The sequence below is a fragment of the Mycobacterium sp. UM_Kg1 genome (genome assembly GCF_000972925.1).
In the GTDB taxonomy this organism is placed as follows: domain Bacteria; phylum Actinomycetota; class Actinomycetes; order Mycobacteriales; family Mycobacteriaceae; genus Mycobacterium; species Mycobacterium hiberniae.
Map to the genome: position 1 here is coordinate 21118 of NZ_JRMK01000004.1, position 19447 is coordinate 40564.

Annotated in this window: 17 protein-coding genes; 11 read left to right on the forward strand and 6 right to left on the reverse strand. The window is 69.0% G+C overall.

The features are described from left to right. Nucleotides 1-49 precede the first annotated feature (49 nt). Nucleotides 50-2062 carry a bifunctional copper resistance protein CopD/cytochrome c oxidase assembly protein gene (locus LI92_RS01275; RefSeq protein WP_046315068.1) on the forward strand — a complete coding sequence of 671 codons (2013 nt, stop codon included), beginning with the start codon at nt 50-52 and terminating at the stop codon, nt 2060-2062. Nucleotides 2063-2187: 125 nt separating this feature from the next. On the opposite strand, the gene LI92_RS01280 is transcribed toward LI92_RS01275, so the two are convergent. Further along, nucleotides 2188-2763, reverse strand: coding sequence for a TetR/AcrR family transcriptional regulator (locus LI92_RS01280; protein WP_046315069.1), 576 nt, complete (start codon nt 2761-2763; stop codon nt 2188-2190). 114 nt (nt 2764-2877) lie between these two features. On the opposite strand from LI92_RS01280, the gene LI92_RS01285 reads away from it, so the two are divergent. After that, nucleotides 2878-3708, forward strand: coding sequence for an SDR family NAD(P)-dependent oxidoreductase (locus LI92_RS01285; RefSeq protein ID WP_046315070.1), 831 nt, complete (start codon nt 2878-2880; stop codon nt 3706-3708). On the opposite strand, the gene LI92_RS01290 is transcribed toward LI92_RS01285, so the two are convergent. Continuing rightward, complete coding sequence (locus LI92_RS01290) at nt 3670-4401, reverse strand: nitroreductase family protein (protein WP_046315071.1); 732 nt, start codon at nt 4399-4401, stop codon at nt 3670-3672. The two genes, LI92_RS01285 and LI92_RS01290, sit on opposite strands and share 39 nt — an antisense overlap. After that, on the reverse strand, nt 4398-5723 hold the full coding sequence (locus LI92_RS01295; RefSeq protein WP_046315125.1) for an MFS transporter: 1326 nt from the start codon (nt 5721-5723) through the stop codon (nt 4398-4400). Before LI92_RS01295 ends, LI92_RS01290 begins: the two co-directional genes overlap by 4 nt. Before the next feature lie 171 nt (nt 5724-5894). On the opposite strand from LI92_RS01295, the gene LI92_RS22110 reads away from it, so the two are divergent. The 5 genes from LI92_RS22110 (at nt 5895) to LI92_RS01320 (ending at nt 14415) form a co-directional block, all read left to right on the forward strand. After that, a complete protein-coding gene (locus LI92_RS22110; protein WP_082109486.1) occupies nt 5895-6683 on the forward strand; it encodes an LppX_LprAFG lipoprotein in 789 nt (262 codons plus the stop codon). 151 nt (nt 6684-6834) lie between these two features. Further along, nucleotides 6835-7314, forward strand: a complete 480-nt coding sequence (locus LI92_RS01305; RefSeq protein ID WP_046315072.1) for a single-stranded DNA-binding protein — start codon at nt 6835-6837, stop codon at nt 7312-7314. Nucleotides 7315-7394: 80 nt separating this feature from the next. After that, nucleotides 7395-9068, forward strand: a complete 1674-nt coding sequence (gene ettA, locus LI92_RS01310) for an energy-dependent translational throttle protein EttA (RefSeq protein WP_046315073.1) — start codon at nt 7395-7397, stop codon at nt 9066-9068. Between the two features lie 53 nt (nt 9069-9121). Then, on the forward strand, nt 9122-13978 hold the full coding sequence (locus LI92_RS01315) for an NAD-glutamate dehydrogenase (protein WP_046315074.1): 4857 nt from the start codon (nt 9122-9124) through the stop codon (nt 13976-13978). Beyond that, nucleotides 13975-14415: an acyl-CoA thioesterase gene (locus LI92_RS01320; RefSeq protein ID WP_082109487.1), complete on the forward strand. Its 441-nt coding sequence runs from the start codon at nt 13975-13977 to the stop codon at nt 14413-14415. The genes LI92_RS01315 and LI92_RS01320 overlap by 4 nt, the downstream gene beginning before the upstream one ends. Nucleotides 14416-14430: 15 nt before the next feature. On the opposite strand, the gene LI92_RS01325 is transcribed toward LI92_RS01320, so the two are convergent. Further along, complete coding sequence (locus LI92_RS01325; protein ID WP_046315075.1) at nt 14431-15096, reverse strand: TetR/AcrR family transcriptional regulator; 666 nt, start codon at nt 15094-15096, stop codon at nt 14431-14433. Between LI92_RS01325 and LI92_RS01330 the strand changes: the two genes are divergently transcribed. Beyond that, the gene (locus LI92_RS01330; protein ID WP_046315076.1) at nt 15095-15937 is read left to right on the forward strand and encodes an alpha/beta fold hydrolase; all 843 of its coding nucleotides are present in this window, start codon (nt 15095-15097) and stop codon (nt 15935-15937) included. The genes LI92_RS01325 and LI92_RS01330 overlap by 2 nt on opposite strands. A gap of 13 nt (nt 15938-15950) precedes the next feature. Here the strand turns inward: LI92_RS01330 and LI92_RS01335 are convergent, their stop codons facing one another. Both LI92_RS01335 and LI92_RS01340 read right to left on the reverse strand, forming a co-directional pair. After that, nucleotides 15951-17528, reverse strand: a complete 1578-nt coding sequence (locus tag LI92_RS01335; RefSeq protein WP_046315077.1) for a glycoside hydrolase family 13 protein — start codon at nt 17526-17528, stop codon at nt 15951-15953. Next, entirely contained in the window at nt 17528-17926 is a 399-nt protein-coding gene (locus tag LI92_RS01340; RefSeq protein WP_046315078.1) for a globin, read from the reverse strand. The genes LI92_RS01335 and LI92_RS01340 overlap by 1 nt, the downstream gene beginning before the upstream one ends. Nucleotides 17927-18061: 135 nt before the next feature. On the opposite strand from LI92_RS01340, the gene LI92_RS01345 reads away from it, so the two are divergent. From LI92_RS01345 to LI92_RS01355, 3 genes are all read left to right on the forward strand, one after another. Further along, the gene (locus tag LI92_RS01345) at nt 18062-18691 is read left to right on the forward strand and encodes an HNH endonuclease (RefSeq protein ID WP_046315079.1); all 630 of its coding nucleotides are present in this window, start codon (nt 18062-18064) and stop codon (nt 18689-18691) included. Between the two features lie 114 nt (nt 18692-18805). Beyond that, nucleotides 18806-18991, forward strand: coding sequence for an aa3-type cytochrome oxidase subunit CtaJ (gene ctaJ / locus LI92_RS01350; protein ID WP_192829954.1), 186 nt, complete (start codon nt 18806-18808; stop codon nt 18989-18991). Continuing rightward, nucleotides 18978-19445 (forward strand): DUF5130 family protein, encoded by a 468-nt coding sequence (locus tag LI92_RS01355; RefSeq protein ID WP_046315082.1) that lies wholly within the window; start codon nt 18978-18980, stop codon nt 19443-19445. The genes ctaJ and LI92_RS01355 overlap by 14 nt, the downstream gene beginning before the upstream one ends. The last annotated feature ends 2 nt before the right edge of the window (nt 19446-19447 follow it).

Below are 19447 nucleotides of genomic sequence, written 5' to 3' on the forward strand. Positions count from 1 at the left end.
GTTCCGCCTGGTATGCAACGCGGCGGGCGCGCACCATACTCTGGAAGCCATGACGGCGATTTCGGCCATCCGCGGCCGCGCGGCGACCCTGGTGCCGATGCTGTCCGGACTGGCACTGTTGGCCGGCGGCACCGCCGCGGGAATCGGGGCGCTGTCGCTGACCGATGCGCTGACGGCCACAGGCCTGCCCGACCCGGGACCGGTGACCACCCTGGGGCTGCCCTTCGTGCGGGCGGTCGGCGAGTTCGCCGCCGCGCTGGCGGTCGGATCATTCCTGCTCGCGGCGTTTCTGGTGCCGCCGCAGAAAAGCGGCGTGCTCGACGTCGCCGGCTATCGCGCGCTGCGGTTGGGCACCGTCGCGTCGGGCACCTGGGCGGTCTGCGCGGCGCTGCTCGTTCCCCTGACCATCTCCGACGTCTCCGGCCACCGGCTTTCGCAGCTGCTGGAACCGTCGACTGTGTGGTCGCTGGCGGGTCTGCTCGACACCGCGTCGGCCTGGCGCTGGACGGCCTTTTTGGCGGCGCTGCTCACCCTGGTGAGCCTGCCGGTGCTGCGCTGGTCGTGGACCCCGGTGCTGCTGGCCGGATCGCTGCTGACCCTGCTGCCGTTGGGGTTGACCGGTCACTCAGCGGCCGGCGGCTCGCACGACCTGGCCACCAACAGCCTGCTCATCCACCTGATCGCTGCGGGCCTGTGGGCCGGCGGGCTGCTGGCGCTGCTGGTCCACGCGCTGCGCGGCGGCGAGCACGCCGACTTGGCGGCACGGCGGTTCTCCACGGTGGCGCTGTGGTGTTTCGTGGCGATGGGCCTGTCGGGGATGCTCAACGCATTGGTGCGGGTGACCCCCACGGAGCTGCTCACCACCCCATACGGCCGGTTGGTGACGGCCAAGTTCGTGGCCCTGTGCGCGCTGGGCGTCATCGGAGTCTGGCAGCGGCGCCGCGGCGTGGCGGCGCTGCAGGAAGACCCGGACCAGCGCGCTCCGCTGATCCGGTTGGCGCTGACGGAGGCGGTGGTCTTCGCGGTCACGTTCGGGATCGCGGTCGGGCTGGGCCGCACCCCGCCCCCGCCGCCGGCGGTGCTCGACCCGTCGATCCCAATGGTCAAGATCGGCTACGACTTCGCCGGTCCGCCGACCGTGGCGCGCATCCTGTTCGACTGGCGTTTCGACGTGGTGTTCGGCACGGCCGCGCTGGTGCTGGCGGGCGTGTACCTGGCCGGAGTGCTGCGGCTACGCCGGCGCGGCGACGCCTGGCCCGCGGGCCGCACCACCGCCTGGATGCTGGGCTGTGCGACGCTGCTGTTCGCCACCTCGTCGGGCACCGGCCGCTACATGCCGGCGATGTTCAGCATGCACATGGTCGTGCACATGCTGCTGTCGATGCTGGTACCGATCCTGCTGGTGCTGGGCGGGCCCACCACGCTGGCGTTGCGGGCGCTACCGGTCGCCGGACGCGGCGAGCCCCCCGGAATGCGGGAGTGGCTGCTGACTGCGCTGCACAGCCGGATCTCGCGGTTTTTCACCAACCCGATCATCGCGGGGGTCATCTTCGTCGTCGGCTTCTACGGGCTGTACTTCAGCAGCCTGTTCGACTCGATCGTCGGCAGCCACGCCGGGCACCTGGCGATGAACGTGCACTTTCTGCTCAGCGGCTATCTCTTCTACTGGGTGGTGATCGGTGTGGATCCGACGCCCCGGCCCATCTCACCGCTGGCGAAACTGGCGGTGGTGTTCGCCTCGCTGCCGCTGCACGGCTTTTTCGGGGTCTTCCTGATGGGCATGCACAAAGTGCTGGGGGAGTGGTTCTACGGTTCCCTGGGTTTGCCCTGGCACACCGACCTGGCCGGCGACCAGCATCTCGGGGGCGGGATCACCTGGGCGGCAGGGGAGCTGCCGCTGCTGATGGTGATGATCGCGCTGTTGGTGCAGTGGCATCGCAGTGATCGCCGCACCGCGAAGCGGCTGGACCGCGCCGCCGCCCGCGACGACGACGCCGAACTGGCCGCCTATAACGCGATGCTGGCTGAGATGTCCCGCCACGACGGCACAGTGCAGCGCTGAGCCCAGGGCGGCGACCCGCTGCGCCCGGCTTCGCCGCGCTGGCGATCGCCTGAGCCCAAGGCGGCGACCCGCTGCGCCCGGCTTCGCCGCGCTGGCGATCGCCTGAGCCCAAGGCGGCGACCCGCCTAGGTCCGCCCGGCTACCACAAGCACCGCCGCGCGCACCCGGTCGGCGAGGGCCTGCGCCGAGGAGGTGTCGAGCTTGCCGTCCAGGTGCAGGAAGGCCAGGCCGTGCACCAGCCCCCAGACAGCGATGGCCATCGCCTCCGGGTCGGAGGTGGGAAAAACCTGCTGCACCATCGAGTTCAGGCAGTCCTGGATCGCCGTCACCGCCGCCGACCGCTCCGGGTGGGTCGGGTCGCACTTCTCGGCGAACATCACCCGGAAGAGCCCGGGGCGGTTCACGGCGAACTGGACGTAGGCGATCGCGATCGCGGCGAGATCGTCGGCCGTCTTCGGCTCGGGATGTGCGGCGACCAGGTCGGCCGCCAGCTCCTGATAGCCGACGGCGGCGATCGCCGACAGCAGCGCGTTGCGGTCGGCGAAGTGCCGGTAGGGCGCGGCAGTCGACACCCCGGCGCGGCGGGCCGTGGCCCGCAGCGACAGTTCCGCGGCGCCGTTTTCCTCAAGGAGATCCATAGCTGCGCGTAACAGGGTTCCGGGCAGGTCACCGTGGTGATAGGCCTTGGTCGACGGTGACATCTGTGACTACCCCGTGTTGACGCCGCTTACATGAGTTCTTAACGTTAGCAGCGTCCGCGTGTAAGCGTCGCTCACATAAGGCGCTGGGCGGCGTTTACCGAAGGGGACCGTGCCGTGAGCTCACCGCGAACGATCGTGATCACCGGCGCCAGCGACGGCATCGGGGCCGTCGCAGCGCGCGCATTGGCCGGACCGGAGGTCAACCTCGTCATCGCCGGCCGTTCGGCCCAGAAGTTGGCGCCGGTCGCCGCCGATACCGGTGCTACCGCATTCACCGCTGATTTCGCCGATCTGAACCAGGTGCGCGCCCTGGCCGAACAGATCCGCGAGCAGGCCGGCTCCATCGACGTCCTGCTGAACAACGCGGGCGGAACCTTCGCCCCGCGTCTGCGTACTGCCCAGGACCATGAACCGAACTTCGGTATCAACCACCTCGCGCCGTTCCTGCTGACCAACCTGCTGCGCGATCGGCTGGCCGCATCCGGTGGCGCCTTGGTGCTCAACACTTCCAGCATCGGCAACCGGTTGGGACACGTCGACCTCGATGACCTGGACTACCGGCGCCGGCGTGCCTTCGAGGGGCGGGCCTACGGGACAAGCAAGCTGATGAACATCCTGTTCACCCGCGGTATCGCGCAGCGCTGGGCTGATGACGGGATCGTCTCGGCGGCGGTGCACCCCGGCCCGGTCGCGTCCAGCTTCGGTCGCGACTCATGGTTTGTCGGGCTGCTCTATCGCACTCCGCTGCGCCACCTGGCGACCATCACCCCGGCTCAGGGGGCCGCGCCGTTGATCGAACTGGCCAACCGCGGCGCCGACCCGGAGATCAACGGCGTCTACTTCGACCGGCACCGTGCGCATGGCCGGGAGAATCGGCAAGCCAGCGACCCCAAGCTCATCGACGGGCTATGGACCATCTCCGCCGAGCTGGTCGGGCTGGACTGATCGCCACGGCTGGTGGCCGAAGCGGTCGACGTGCACCACGTCCTCGATCGGTGGACGCTGGGTCGGGCCGTATCGCCCCCGCGCCCAGCCGATCGGGATGATGCACACCGGCACCATCTCGGGCGGCAGCTCCAGCACGCGGCGGGTGTGGCGGACTAACGACACGGGCAGCGTCTGCAGGGAGGCGCCCAGGCCCACGGCGCGGCACGCCAGAAGCAGGTTCTGCACCGCGGGATAGACCGAACCGTAGAACGACGAGACCGAGATCTGCGGCCAGCCCACCGGCCGGTGGCGCAGGTTGCGCCGGTAGCAGGCCACCACGAGGGTCGGCAGCTCGTGGAAGTGTTCACGTTGCCATTCGGACACCCGCAACTGGCGTTGCGTCGGCTCATCGGTGGCAGCGCGCCTGGCAAACCACCCGAACAGCGTGAACATTCGTTGGTAGCTGCGCACCAGGCGTCGCTTCTGCTCGGGGTCGTTGACGACGACAAACGCCCAATCTTGACTGTTCGAGCTGGTAGGAGCCTTCAGTGCGAGCGCCAGCACCTCGCGCAGCAGTGCCTCGTCGACGGGGGCGAAGTGCAGCCGGCGGATTGCCCGTTGCGAGCGCATGGCCTCCGCGAGCGGCATGCTCAATCCCGCGAGTGCCTCGGGGGTGCCGGGGGGCGTGAAGGGGTCCGGGGTTGTGCTCATCGCTTCTCCTCGACGATCGCGTCAGCTTCCTGCTGCGTGGCCACCGACGGTCCTGACCCCGGCAGTCGTTTGCCGGCCACCTCCGGGGTGAACCACACCGTGATGGCCCCCACCATGCCCGCGCCCATCAACAGATACGCCGGCATCAGCACATTGCCGGTTCCCGCCACCAGCGTCTCGGCGACCAACGGTGTGGTGCCGCCGAACAGCGACACCGAAATGTTGAAGCCGATCGCCACCGCGAAGTACCGCACGGGGGAGGGGAACAGTGCGGGAAGGGTCGACGGCGTGGTGCTGTAGAAGCACAGCAGACCCAGCCCGATGAGCAGCACACCGAGCAGACGCAGCGGATAGCTGCCGCCCCGGCCGATCAACAAGAACGCCGGAACGGAGCCGACGATCAGCACAGCGCTGCCGGTCCACAGGATCGGCTTGCGGCCGATCCGGTCGGACAGCCTGGCCAGCGGCACCACCGCGATAAGCATCAGCACCAGCGTCACCACGATCATGCCCAGTCCGCGGCTGCCGCTGATCCGGCCGACCTGCTTGAAGTACGTCGGCAGGTAACCGGTGAGCAGGTAGTTGGTGACGTTTTCGGCCAGCACCAGGCCCACGCAGATCAGCAGACTTCTACGCAGTCCGAGCACCGTTCGCCAGGCCGGCGCGTTGCCGGGTCCGGTGTCTGCGTCGGCGTGCAACCGCTCGTAGACCGGTGACTCGTCGATGCGCAGTCGCATGTACAGCGCGACGGCGGCCAGCGGGACCCCCAGCAGGAACGGCACCCGCCAGCCCCACCGCAGCATCTCGGCCACCGGTAGCTGCGCCTTGAGGACGGCCACCACCGCCGCGCCCATCACGTAGCCGCCCAGGGTGCCCAAGGGCAGGAATCCGGTCAGCGCGCCGCGATCGCGATCCGGGGCGTGTTCGCTGATGTGGGTCATGGCGCCCACGTACTCGCCGCCGGTGGAGAACCCCTGCATGATGCGGGTGACCAGGAGCAGGATCGGCGCCCAGATCCCGATCTCCTCGAAGGGCGGCAGCAGACCCGTCACCGTCGTGCCGACCGCCATCAGTGTGACGGTCATGATCAACACCCGTTTGCGCCCGATCCGGTCACCCAGCGCGCCGAAGATGATGCCGCCGAAGGGCCGCACCGCGAAGGCCGCCGCCAGGGTTCCGAACGTGGCGATCAGACCGGCCGCGCTGGAGCTGTCGCCGGGGTAGAAAACCTGCGCGATCGTGGTGGCCGAAAAGCCGTAGATACCGAAGTCGTACCACTCCATGAAATTGCCGATGGCGGTGCCCGCGATCGAGCGCCGCATGGCTACCGGGTCCGCGACCCGGATATCGTCGCGCGCCCAGGTGCCGCGGCCCGTGTGTTCACCGCTGCCGGTTCGGCCCTTGGTACCCACCGCAAGCAACGTATACCAACTACCCGGCCCCGCCGCGGCAACGCCTGCCCGGCCGGTCGGGTGGCCTCTACCATGGCGAATATGCGCAGGCTGCCTGGCGTGCTGAGCGTGGCCGGCGCCGTCGCTGTCCTGACGGCCGGATGCTCGGTGACGTCGCCGGAACGGGGTCCGGGGGCCTCGTCGTCAGCGGTCGCACCGGCGGCGCCCACCGCACCGCCGGGGTCCTGGGCCGGCGCCGGGCCGCGCCCGCCGAAGAGATTCGCCGAGCCGCTGCCCGATGCGGCGGCGCTCCTTCAGGAGTCCAGCACCGCCACCGCGCAATCCGGCAGTGTGCACCTGTCGTTGTCGGTGATCGGTGAGATCGACACGATGGGCATCACGGCGCTCGATGCCGACGTGACCGAGCAACCGGCTCCGGCGGCCCGGGGCTACGCCAAGATCGGCTACCGGGGCGCGGCGGCCTATGTCGCCGTCGTGGTGTTCGGCGGCCGCCTCTACGTGTCGCAGGAGCAGGGCCGGTGGGTCGATTACGGGCCGGCCTCCAACTTCTATGACCCGGCGCGCATCCTGAGCCCGGACACCGGCCTGGCGGATCTGCTGACCGGCTTCGTGGACCCCGAGGTGGAGCAGCGCGAGATGCTCGGCGACGTGGCCACGGTCCGGATCACCGGCGGGGTCTCGGCCGACGCGGCGAAGGAGATCGTGCCCCAGCTGCAGGCCACCAAGCGGACTGCGTGCACGGCCTGGATCCAGGAGAACGACGCGCATCACCTGGTCGCACTCGAGCTGGCCTCGGGGGACGACGCCGCTGTGCAGCTGAGGTTCTCGGACTGGGGAGCGCCGGTGACCGTCGGGCAGCCGCCCACCTAGTTGGTGCGCGGCGTTATCCCCAGTTCGCTGTTCTTCCACAGATGGGCGGTGCGGGCGATCCCCGGCGGGGCTCGTTGTCGGCCCCGACCGGCCGAATGGGTGCAGCACCGGCGGGCTCGTCGGGTTCGCCGCAACCAGGAAGGAAGCACCCATGTTCGAGACAACGCTGACCGTGATCGGCAACATCGTCACCGACCCCATCCGCCGCCGGGTGGGTGAGCACGAGCTGATCAAGTTCCGGGTCGCCAGCAACTCGCGCCGGCGCGGCGCCGACGGGAGCTGGGAGACCGGCAACACGCTGTTCATCACCGTCAACTGCTGGGACCGGCTGGTCACCGGAGTGGGTGCGTCGTTGAGCAAGGGACTGCCGGTGATCGTGGTCGGGCACGTCTTCACCAGCGAATACGAGGACAAGGACGGAGTCCGCCGGTCCTCGGTCGAGCTGCGCGCCACCGCGGTGGGCCCCGACCTGGCGCGGTGCGCGGCCCGCGTGGAGAAGATCATCGCCGCCGGACCGGACAGCCCGCTGGTCGCCGCCCGCGGTGAGCACGCCGATGGCCCGGACAGCACCCACGTCGACGCCGTCGCCGACGCCGCAGACCAGATGACGGGCATGGCCCTGGCGCCGTGAGCGCAGCCGACAGCGGTGCCGGGCGACCCCCTAGGATGGTCAGCGAGCAATTTCGCGAGACCAGGAGGCGACACCCCGGCATGGCTGAGTTCATCTACACGATGAAGAAGGTGCGCAAAGCACACGGCGACAAAGTCATCCTCGACGATGTCACGCTGAATTTCCTGCCCGGCGCCAAGATCGGTGTGGTCGGCCCCAACGGTGCCGGCAAGTCCAGCGTCCTGCGGATCATGGCCGGCCTGGACAAGGCCAACAACGGCGACGCCTTCCTGGCGCCCGGCGCCACGGTCGGCATCCTGTTGCAGGAGCCGCCCCTGGACGAGACCAAGACGGTCCGGGAGAACGTCGAAGAGGGCGTGCCGATCAAGGCCAAGCTCAACCGGTACAACGAGGTCGCCGAGCTGATGGCCACCGACTACACCGATGAGCTGATGGAGGAGATGGGCAAGCTCCAGGAGGAGCTTGACGCCGCCGACGCCTGGGACATCGACTCGCAGCTCGAACAGGCGATGGACGCCCTGCGCTGCCCGCCGCCCGACGAGCCGGTGACCCACCTCTCCGGGGGCGAGCGGCGGCGGGTGGCGCTGTGCAAGCTGCTGTTGAGCAAGCCCGATCTGCTGCTGCTCGACGAGCCGACCAACCACCTCGACGCCGAGAGCGTGCTGTGGCTGGAGCAGCACCTGGCCTCCTACCCGGGCGCGATCCTCGCGGTCACCCACGACCGCTACTTCCTCGACAACGTGGCGGAGTGGATTCTGGAGCTCGACCGCGGCCGGGCCTACCCCTACGAGGGCAACTACTCCACCTATCTGGAGAAGAAGGCCGAGCGCCTCGAGGTGCAGGGCAAGAAGGACCAGAAGCTGCAGAAGCGGCTCAAGGACGAACTCGCCTGGGTGCGCTCGGGCGCCAAGGCCCGCCAGGCCAAGAACAAGGCCCGGCTGCAGCGCTACGAGGAGATGGCTGCCGAGGCGGAGAAGACCCGCAAGCTCGACTTCGAGGAGATCCAGATCCCGGTCGGCCCGCGCCTGGGCAACCAGGTGGTCGAGGTCGAACACCTCGACAAGGGCTTCGGCGGCCGCCTGCTGATCAAGGACCTGTCGTTCACCCTGCCGCGCAACGGCATCGTCGGGGTGATCGGCCCCAACGGCGTCGGCAAGACGACCCTGTTCAAGACCATCGTCGGTCTCGAAGAGCCGGACAGCGGCACGGTCAAGGTCGGCGAGACGGTCAAGCTGAGCTACGTCGACCAGAATCGGGCGGGCATCGACCCGAAGAAGACGGTCTGGGAAGTGGTCTCCGACGGTTTGGACTACATCGAGGTCGGCCAGAACGAGATCCCGTCGCGGGCTTACGTCTCGGCGTTCGGCTTCAAGGGCCCCGACCAGCAGAAGCCGGCCGGTGTGCTCTCCGGCGGTGAGCGCAACCGGCTGAACCTGGCATTGACGCTCAAGCAGGGCGGCAACCTGATCCTGCTGGACGAGCCGACCAACGACCTCGACGTCGAAACGCTCGGTTCGCTGGAGAACGCCCTCGAACAGTTCCCCGGGTGCGCGGTGGTGATCAGCCACGACCGCTGGTTCCTCGACCGCACCTGCACGCACATCCTGGCGTGGGAGGGTGACGACAACAACGAGGCCAAGTGGTTCTGGTTCGAAGGAAACTTCGGCGCCTACGAGGAGAACAAGGTGGAACGGCTCGGGGCCGAGGCGGCGCGTCCGCATCGAGTGACCCACCGCAGACTCACCCGCGACTAAGGTTGGTCCGGTAGCGGCGCTGCCGGAACTGACACTGGTCAGGAGGGGTGGGGATGACAAAGTCCACCAAGGAATCGACCGCGTGGACAACATTTCCCGATCCCTCTGAACCGCAAGGCATTCCCGCCTGGGTAACGGCTGCCTACGGCGCGGCCTACCGGGGGTCGCACAGCGACTCGCTGGTCGGTGACGAACTCATCGGTACCTCCGAACCGGCCGGCCGGGCCGCTGCCACCGCCGTGGTGACCCCGGCCCTGGCGGCCGCGCAGGCCCGGCTGGCGTCGCAGCGGCTTGCCGGGCAGACCCGAGTCGCGGTGTACCCCGCCGACGACAGGTGGGCTTTCGGGCCGGCGCTCCAGGTGGTCACCGAGCACGCCGACATGCTGATGGACTCGATGGCGGTGCTGCTGCACCGCCTCGGGGTGGCCTACGTGGGCATCACGACGCCGGTGTTTGCCGTGCAGCGCGACGCGGCAGGGGAGCTGCTCAGCGTCGCCCCGGCCGCGGCTGACGGCGCGGCGGGCGCCGAGGCGTGGATTCATGTCCAGCTGGCACCGACGGTCAACCGGCACACCCTCACCGAGATCGAACGGCTGTTGCCGGACGTGATGGCCGACGTGCGGCAGGTGGCCATTGATTCCCACGCAATGCGCAGCGCGCTGACCGAGCTTGCCGCCGAGGTCGAGGCCGACCCGCACGGGCACTACCGCGCACCTGATCGCCACGAAGTCGCCGCTTTGCTGCACTGGCTGGCCGATGGGCACTTCGTGCTGCTCGGCTACCAGCAGGGCGTGGTGCGCGACGGGCAGGTGCTGGTCGACGACGACGCTCGACTGGGGGTGCTGCGCCTGCGTAAGTCGTTGCGGCCCAGGCTCACCGGCGACAAGTTGTTGACCCTTGCGCAGGCGACCGTGCCCAGCTTCATGCGGTTCAGTTCGCGTACCTATGTGGTGGTGATTCGGCAGGACACCGGCGACAGCGTCGTCGCGCACCGCTTCGTCGGGTTGTTCACCGCCGGGGCCATGAACGCCGATGTCTTCGAGATCCCCGTCATCTCCCGCACCGTCCGCGAGGCCCTGGCGCTGGCGGACAAGGAGCCCGGCCATCCGGGACAGCTGCTGCTCGACATCATCCAGACCATCCCGCGTTCAGAGCTTTTCGCGATCGACGCCGAGCAGCTGCTGGCCATGGCGATGGCGGTGTCGGACCTGGGTTCGCGGCGCGGCACCCTGCTGTTCCTGCGCGGCGACCGGACCGGGCGCTTTGTGTCCTGCCTGGTGTATCTGCCCCGCGACCGCTACACCACGCCGGTGCGGGTGCACATGGAGAACATCCTGCTGCACGAGTTGGGTGGAGTGGGTCTGGAATACAGCGCCCGCGTCAGCGAAGCGCCCTGGGCGTTACTGCATTTCATGATCCGGATGTCAGATGAACCCGACGCCCGCGCGGTCGACTGCGGCGAGGCAACCCGGCTTCGGATCCAGGCGCTGCTGGCCGAGGCCACCCGCACCTGGGGCGACCGGCTGCTGGAGGCCGCGGCGCAGGACTCCATCGACGCCGACCTGGCCGAACACTACGCCGCCGCCTTCGACGAGAGCTACAAGCAGGCCGTCACCCCGGCAGAGGCCGTCGGCGACATCCCGATCGTCGAGCGGCTGACCGATGGGGCGGTCACCTTGGTGTTCTCCGGCTACGGCGAGTCCGACGGAGCGCAGTTGGCCTGGTTTCTCGGCGGGCACGGGGCATCGCTGAGTCGTCTGCTGCCGATGCTGCAGTGCATGGGGGTGGCGGTGCTCGAGGAGCGGCCGTTCACCGTCACCCGCACCGACGGCCTGACAGCGTGGATCTACCGGTTCAGGGTGTCGGCTCACCCCACCATCGACATCCCGGCGACCGGGGACGCACGCGTCGACGCCGAGCAACGGTTCGCCGAGGCGGTCACCGCCATCTGGGAGGGCCGGGTCGAGGCCGACCGATTCAACGAATTGGTGTTGCGCGCCGGGCTGACCTGGCAGCAGATCGTGGTGCTGCGCGGCTACGCCAAATACCTGCGTCAGGCCCGTTTCCCCTACAGCGAGAGCCACATCGCCGCGGTGCTCAACGACTACCCCGGCATCGCGCGGGCACTGGTGGCACTGTTCGAGGCCCTGTTCGACCCGTCCCGCGCGCAGCGCAACATCGACGCGCAGGCCGCGGCCGCCGAGGTCGCCGCCGGCATCGACGCAGTGATCAGCCTGGACACCGACCGGGTGCTGCGCGCGTTCGCCTCCCTGATTCAGGCCACCCTGCGCACCAATTACTTCGTCACCCGCACCGAGTCGGCACGGGCGCGCAATGTGCTGGCGCTCAAGCTCAATGCCCGTTTGATCGATGAGTTGCCGCTGCCGCGGCCCAAATTCGAGATCTTCGTCTACTCGCCGCGCGTCGAGGGTGTGCACCTGCGATTCGGCTTCGTCTCGCGCGGGGGGCTGCGCTGGTCGGACCGCCGTGAGGACTACCGCACCGAGATCCTCGGGCTGGTCAAAGCCCAGGAGGTGAAGAACGCCGTCATCGTCCCGACCGGGGCCAAGGGCGGGTTCGTGGTCAAACGCCCGCCGACACCCACCGGCGACCCGGTCGCCGAGCGCGAGGCAGCCCGCACCGAAGGGATTGCCTGCTACACCCTGTTCATCTCCGGCCTGCTCGACGTCACCGACAACGTCGATCACGCCACCGGGACCGTCAGCGCGCCGCCGCAGGTGGTGCGCCGCGACGGCGACGACGCCTACCTGGTGGTCGCCGCCGACAAGGGCACCGCGAGCTTCTCCGACATCGCCAACGGGGTCGCCGAGTCCTACGGCTACTGGCTGGGTGATGCGTTCGCGTCCGGTGGGTCGGTCGGATACGACCACAAAGAGATGGGGATCACCGCCAAGGGCGCCTGGGAATCGGTCAAGCGGCACTTCCGCGAGCTGGGCGTCGACACCCAGACCCAGGACTTCACCGTCGTCGGCGTCGGGGACATGAGCGGCGACGTGTTCGGCAACGGGATGCTGCGCAGCCGACACATCCGGCTGGTCGCCGCCTTCGACCATCGGCACATCTTCCTCGACCCCGACCCCGATCCGGCCCGGTCTTTCGCCGAGCGGCAGCGGATGTTCGACCTGCCCCGGTCCAGCTGGGACGACTACGACAAGTCGCTGATCAGCGACGGCGGCGGTGTCTATGCGCGAGACCGCAAGTCGGTGCCGGTCAGCCCGCAGGTGGCCGCGGTGCTGGGTCTTGACGCGGACGTCGCCGAGCTCACCCCGCCGGCGCTGATCCGGGGCATCCTGCGGGCGCCGGTGGACCTGCTGTTCAACGGCGGCATCGGCACGTATGTCAAAGCCGAGTCCGAGTCCGACGCCGACGTGGGCGACCGCGCCAACGACCAGGTGCGGGTCAACGGAAACCAGGTGCGCGCCAAGGTGATCGGCGAAGGCGGAAACCTCGGCGTCACCCCGCTGGGCCGGGTGGAGTTCGACCTGGCCGGCGGGCGGATCAACACCGACGCCCTGGACAACTCAGCCGGAGTGGACTGCTCCGACCACGAGGTCAACATCAAGATTCTCATCGATGCCCTGGTCACCGTCGGCAAGCTCGACGCCGCGGATCGTCCGCAGTTGCTCGCGTCGATGACCGACGAGGTCACCGCTCTGGTCCTGGCCGACAACACCGCTCAGAACGACCTGATGGGCACCAGCCGCGCCAATGCGGCGAGCCTGCTGCCGGTGCATGCCGACCAGATCCGGCACCTGGTGGCCGCCCACGGGCTGCACCGCGAACTGGAGGCACTGCCGTCGGAGAAGGAGATCAGGCGGCGGGCCGAGGCCGGGCTGGGCCTGGCCTCCCCGGAACTGGCCACCCTGATGGCACACGTCAAACTGACGCTGAAGGCTGCGGTGCTGGCCACCGATCTGCCCGAACAGGACGCCTTCGCCGCCCGGCTGCCGCAGTACTTCCCGCGAATCCTGCAGCAGCGCTTCGGTGCCGAGATCCGCCAGCACCAACTGCGCCGCGAAATCGTGGCCACCATGCTGGTCAATGACGTGGTGGACACCGCGGGCATCACCTACGCCTACCGGATCACCGAGGATGTGGGTGTCGAGGCGGTCGATGCGGTGCGGGCCTACGTCGCGACCGACGCCATCTTCGGGGTGGGTGAGCTGTGGCGCCGGATTCGCGCGGCCGGTGAGCGCGACGGCCTGCCGGTGGCGGTGACCGACCGGATGACCCTGGACCTGCGCCGGCTCATCGACCGGGCGGGCCGTTGGCTGCTCAACTACCGCCCCCAGCCGCTGGCGGTGGGCGCCGAGATCAACCGGTTCGCCGGGCAGGTCGGCGAACTGTCGCCGCGGATGACGGACTGGTTGCGCGGTGACGACGCCGGAATCGTCGCCAAGCACGCCGGCGAGTTCGAAGCGCAGGGCGTGCCGCGTGAGTTGGCCACCGACATCGCCATGGGCCTGTACCGCTACAGCCTGCTCGACGTCATCGACATCGCCGACATCACCGAACGCGATGCCAAAGAGGTGGCGGACACCTACTTTGCGCTGATGGACCGGTTGGGCACCGACGGGCTGCTGACCGCGGTCGCCCAGTTGCCCCGCAACGACCGCTGGCATGCCTTGGCACGGTTGGCCATCCGCGACGACATCTACAATTCGGTGCGGTCGCTGTGCCTGGACGTGCTGGCGGTCGGAGAACCGGATGAGGACGGGATGCAGAAAATCGCCGAATGGGAATCGACCAACGCCTCGCGCGTTGCGCGGGCGCAGCGCACGCTGACCCAGATCTATGAGTCCGACCAGCGCGATCTGGCGACACTGTCGGTGGCCGCGCGCCAGATCCGCAGCATGACTCGCGCCAGCGGACGAGGAGCGGTGTCGTGACGCATGCCGGCGAACCCGCCGGGCAGCCCGCGGGATTTGTGGCATCGGTTCCGGTGCGCTGGTCGGACATCGACATGTACCAGCACATCAACCACGCCACCATGGTGACGATGCTCGAAGAGGCGCGGGTGCCCTTTCTGTCACCGGCCTTCGCCGTCGACATCACCAGCATCGGTCTGCTGATCGCCGAGGTCAAAGTCGCCTACAAGGGGCAACTGCGGCTCACGGACTCACCCCTGCAGGTGACGATGTGGGTGCCGCGGCTGCGCACCGTGGACTTCACCATCGGCTACGAGGTGCGCTCGGTGCATGCCGCGCCGGATTCCCGGCCGGCCGTGATCGCCGAGACGCAGCTGGCCACCTTCAGCATCGACGAGCAGAAGCTGGTGCGGCTGTCGGCGGACCATCGCGCCTACCTGGAGAAGTTCCTCCGCTGACGAGCGCCCGCTGGATCAGCTCTCGGTGAGCATGGCGTCCAGCAACCGGTGCACGACGACGCCCACGTCGGCGCGCGCCTGGTCGGGATCATCCGCGGTGGCGATCACCATCGCTGCCTCGTCGAGTGCCCCGATCAGCACATGAGCAAGGGCGCGGACGGGCTGGTGGGGCAGTTGTCCGGCCTGCATGGCCGCGCTCATCAGCTGTTCGGTCATGCCCAGGCTGTAGCGCTGGGCCACGTCGCGAAAGCCGTCCCAGCCCAGCACCGTGGGCGCGTCGAGCAGGAGCAGTTGACGCACCTCCGGGTCGTCGGCCACCACCAGCCAGCTTTCGGCTGCCGACCGTAACGCCGCAGCGGGGGTGGTGGCCGCGGAGGCGGCCACCGCCTGCGCGAGCCGTGTCATGACGTCGGACTCCACGGCCTCCACGACCGCCAGGAACAGCGCAGCTTTGTCCGGGAACTGGTGGTACATCGCGCCGCGGGTCACCCCGGCCGCCTCGGCGATCTCGGGGGTCCCCACGGCCGCGTAGCCGCGCGCGCCCCACAAGGCACGGGCCGCGGTCATCAGGGCGGCACGGGTGGCGGCCGAACGCTCCGCCTGCGTTCGACGCTTGATTTCCGTACAGGCTGTCGGTAAGTTATCGGCAGGTTGCACGTAACTATGGTAGGAGCGCCTCATGCCCACCGTTGACATCGACGCCGGAACCATCCACTACGACACCGCGGGCCCGCGCGACGGCCGCTCGGTGCTGTTCGTCCACGGCTACGCGATGGGTGCCTCGATGTGGGGACCGCTCAGCGAACGCCTGGCAGCGCGCGGTCTGCGCTGTATCGCCCCGAACTGGCCGCTGGGTGCGCATCCGACGGCGTTGCGGCCTGGAGCCGATAGGACCCTGCCCGGTATTGCCGCGATGGTGGACGCGTTCATGGGAGCTCTCGGCCTGCAGGACGTGGTGTTGGTCGGCAGTGACACCGGAGGCTTGGTCAGTCAGTTGGTGGCGGTCAACCATCCAGACCGGTTAGGGGCACTGGTCTTGGCCAGCTGCGACGCTTTCGAGAACTTCCCGCCGCCCATCATCAATCCATTCATAGCGGCCGCCAAGACCGCGATCACCTTTCGTGCCGCGCTCCAGCCGATGCGGACGCGCGCTTTCCGTCACTACGGCTACGGGAAGCTGGCGCACCGCGACATCGACCGGCTGGTGAAGGAGTGGGTCCAGCCCCCGCTGCGTGATTCCGCGGTCGCCGAGGACCTGCGTCAGCTCACCAAGTCGCTGAACCAGCAGACCTCATTGGACGCCGGGGCGAGGCTTCACGCGTTCGCCAAGCCGGCTCTGGTGGCCTGGTCCGCCGACGACCTGTTCTTTCCCGCCGAGGACGGCAGGCGCCTGGCCGAGGTGCTGCCCAACTCTCGCTTCGAACTCATCGAGGGCGCGCGTACCTATTCGATGATCGATCAGCCGGACCGGCTGGCAGAACTGGTGGCCGAATTCGCCGGTGCCACAAGCGGTATGCGCTGACCGAAACGGCCTCTCAAGCCAGCCACGCGGCGGCGTCGGGCGCCAGCATGCCATCGGCCGTCGGGGCGCTGCACAGCAGCAGCCGGCCCTCCGGCAGATCCACCGGGCGGTCACCGGCGTTGAGCACACACACCAGACCACCGCGCCGGAAGGCCAGCATTCCCGGCGGTGTCTCCAGCCAGTCGAGGTGGCGCCCGGTGAGTTCTTCGCGGCGCCGGCGTATCGCCAGCGCCTGCCGGTACAGCGACAGCGTGGAACCGGCTTCGTGGCGTTGCCGGTCGACCGTGCACTGCGCCCAGTCCGGCGGCATCGGCAGCCAGGTGTGCGGGTTGTCGGAGAATCCGAACGGCGGGGTGTCGCCCGACCAGGGCATGGGCACCCGGCAGCCGTCGCGTCCGCGTTCGGTGTGCCCGGAGCGTTCCCAGACCGGGTCCTGCAGGGCGCTGTCGGGCAGCTCGACGTTCGGCAGACCCAACTCCTGGCCGTTGTAGACGAACACCGCGCCCGGCAGGGCCAGCAGCACCAGGGCCATGGCGTGCGCCCGCTGCAGCCCGAGGGTGCCGCCGCCGTAGCGGGTGACCGCCCGTTCGACGTCATGGTTCTCCAGCGCCCAGGTGGCGGCGGCGCCCACCGAGGCCACCGCGGCCAGGGAGTTGTCGATCGCACTGCGGATCTCCGTGGCGTCGAAGTCGGCTTGCAGCAGCCGGAAGTTGAAGGCCAGGTGCAGCTCGTCGGGACGCAGATACTCGGCGAACTGCTCGTTGTCGTGTACCCAGACCTCACCGACGCTCACCGCGTCCGGATAGTCGTCCATGACCGCCCGGATCGCCCGGTGGATCGAGTGGACCCCGGGCCGGTTGAACCGCGGGTCGTCGTCCTGGTGGCCCAGCAGCTTCACATCGGTGACCGGCATGTCCGGCAGGCCCGGCGGCTTGGCCATGCCATGCGAGACATCGATGCGGAAGCCGTCCACGCCGCGGTCCAGCCAGAACCGCAGGGTTGCCTCGAAATCGGCGAACACCTCCGGGTTGTCCCAGTTCAGATCCGGCTGTGACACATCGAACAGGTGCAGGTACCACTGGCCGGGGCCGGCGGGCCCGGTCACCCTGGTCCAGGCCGGACCGCCGAACACCGACACCCAGTTGTTGGGTGGCAGCTGGCCGTCGGGGCCGCGGCCGTCACGGAAGATGTAGCGATCCCGTGCCGGGCTGTCCGGTTGCGCGGCCAGCGCTTCGACAAACCAGGGATGCGCCGAACTGGTGTGGTTGGGCACCAGGTCCATGGTCACCTTGATGCCGCTCGCATGCGCGGCGGCCACCAATCGATCCAGCGCCGCCAGATCGCCGAAGAGCGGATCGATATCGCGGGGATCGGCCACGTCGTAGCCGTGGTCGGCCATCGGCGACACCATGACGGGGTTGAGCCACAGCGCGTCGACCCCGAGCCGGCGCAGGTAGTCCAGGTGCGCGGATATGCCGTCGAGGTCGCCCACGCCGTCGCCGTTGCTGTCGGCGAACGAGCGGGGATAGACCTGGTAGAACACGCTGTCGGCCCACCACGGGGCGTGGCCGGGACCCTCGCCTGCGCTCATCAGATGGGTGCGTTGACCATGAAATCGGCGGCCGAGTGCAGGTACTGCAGCAGCTCGGCGCGGTGGGCGTCGTCGAGGGTGTCGCTGTCGATCTCGTCGACGGCGGTCACCATGCAGCGCAGCCAGGCGTCGCGTTGCAGCGGTCCGATCCGGTACGGGATGTGGCGCATCCGCAACCGCGGGTGCCCGCGACGCTCGGTGTAGGTGCGCGGCCCGCCCCAGTACTGCTCAAGGAACATCCGCAACCGCTCTTCGGCGCCGGCCATGTCGTCAGCGGGATACATCGGGCGCAGGATCGGATCCTGGGCGACCAGTTGGTAAAACCGCGACACGATGGCCTGAAACGTCTTCGCGCCGCCGACTGCGTCATAAAACGAGGGTTCTTCTATCGGCTGCATCGCCCACCATTGTGGAGCATCGCCCGCGCCTGCCGGTGAACACACAGCAAATAGGCGTGCGACCAGCGTCGAATCGTGGTGAACTGTTCGGCGGAGGTCAATGGTGCGACATCTCAACCGGCTGCAAGACCGGATATGAAACGTCGGGGCCACCGCACCCCCGGTGCCCCACCGGCGAGCCTGAGCGGGCTTGCCAGCGCCCCATGCCTGCACTCGGTCGCCGGGTCCGGGACCGAGGCCACCTCGATCTGGACCCGCCGCCGGGTCCTGCTGCTGAACTCCACCTTCGAGCCGTTGACGGCGCTGCCGCTGCGGCGCGCGGTGGTGATGCTGATGTGCGGCAAGGCCGACGCCGTGCACGACGACCCGTCCGGCCCGGTCATCCACTCGGCGACGCGGGCGGTGCCGGTCCCGTCGGTGATCCGGCTGCGCAGCTACGTGCGGGTGCCCTACCGGGCCCGGATCCCGCTGACCCGGGCCGCACTGATGCACCGCGATCAGCACAGCTGCGCCTACTGCGGCGGCAAGGCTGACACCGTCGACCACGTGGTGCCGCGCAGCCGTGGTGGAGATCACTCCTGGGAGAACTGTGTGGCCGCCTGCTCGACGTGCAATCACCGCAAGGCGGACCGGTTGCTCACCGAGATCGGCTGGACGCTGCGGCTGGTGCCCACCTCACCCAAGGGCCAGCATTGGCGGCTGCTGGCGGTGATCAACGATCTCGACCCGGTGTGGATGCGCTATCTCGGTGAAGGCGCCGCCTGAGCCACGCGGGCCCGATCGGGCCGGGTTCTCGCACCGGCCGATCAGCGGTGGGATACCGTCTACGGCGTGAGCGTGTTGGAAACCCTCGGCATCTTCATCGGCATCCCGGTGGCAATGTTCGCACTGCTTGCCGCCCGGACCCTGACGCAGAAGGGGCCGCGCGCGGCCACCTATCAGATGGGCGATCGGTGGACGCATCCGCCGATCCTGTGGGCGGCGACCGACGAGGCCGTCGGCGGCGGGCATGGCCATGGCAAATCGGAATTCAGCGTGGGGGGTGGAGCCAGTGGCAACTGGTGAAGTCACGACTATCGACCCGGCGGACCTGCCCTACGGTTCGGTGATCACCACCAGCGGCCGGGTCTCGGGTGTCACCGAACCCGGCGAGGCGTCGACGCACTACCCGTTCCCGGTCAAGCAGCTGGCGGCCCTCGACGACGCACTGACCTACGCGTCGCGGGGGACCGGTGCCCGGTTCGCCACCTACATCGGCGATCTGGGCGCGGACACCGCCGCCCGGGCCCGCGTGATCCTGGCGAAGGTGCCCACCCCCAACGACGCGGTGCTGATCGCGGTCTCGCCGGACCAGAAGGCCATCGAGGTGGTCTACGGTGCCGGTGTGGCCGGCCGGATCGCCCCGGCCGCGGCCCCGCAGGGCGTGGCAGCGGCGGCGGCGGCATTCCGGGACGGCCACCTGATCGACGGTCTGGTGAGCGCCGTTGAGGTGATCAGCGCCGGAGTCACCCCGGCCTAGCC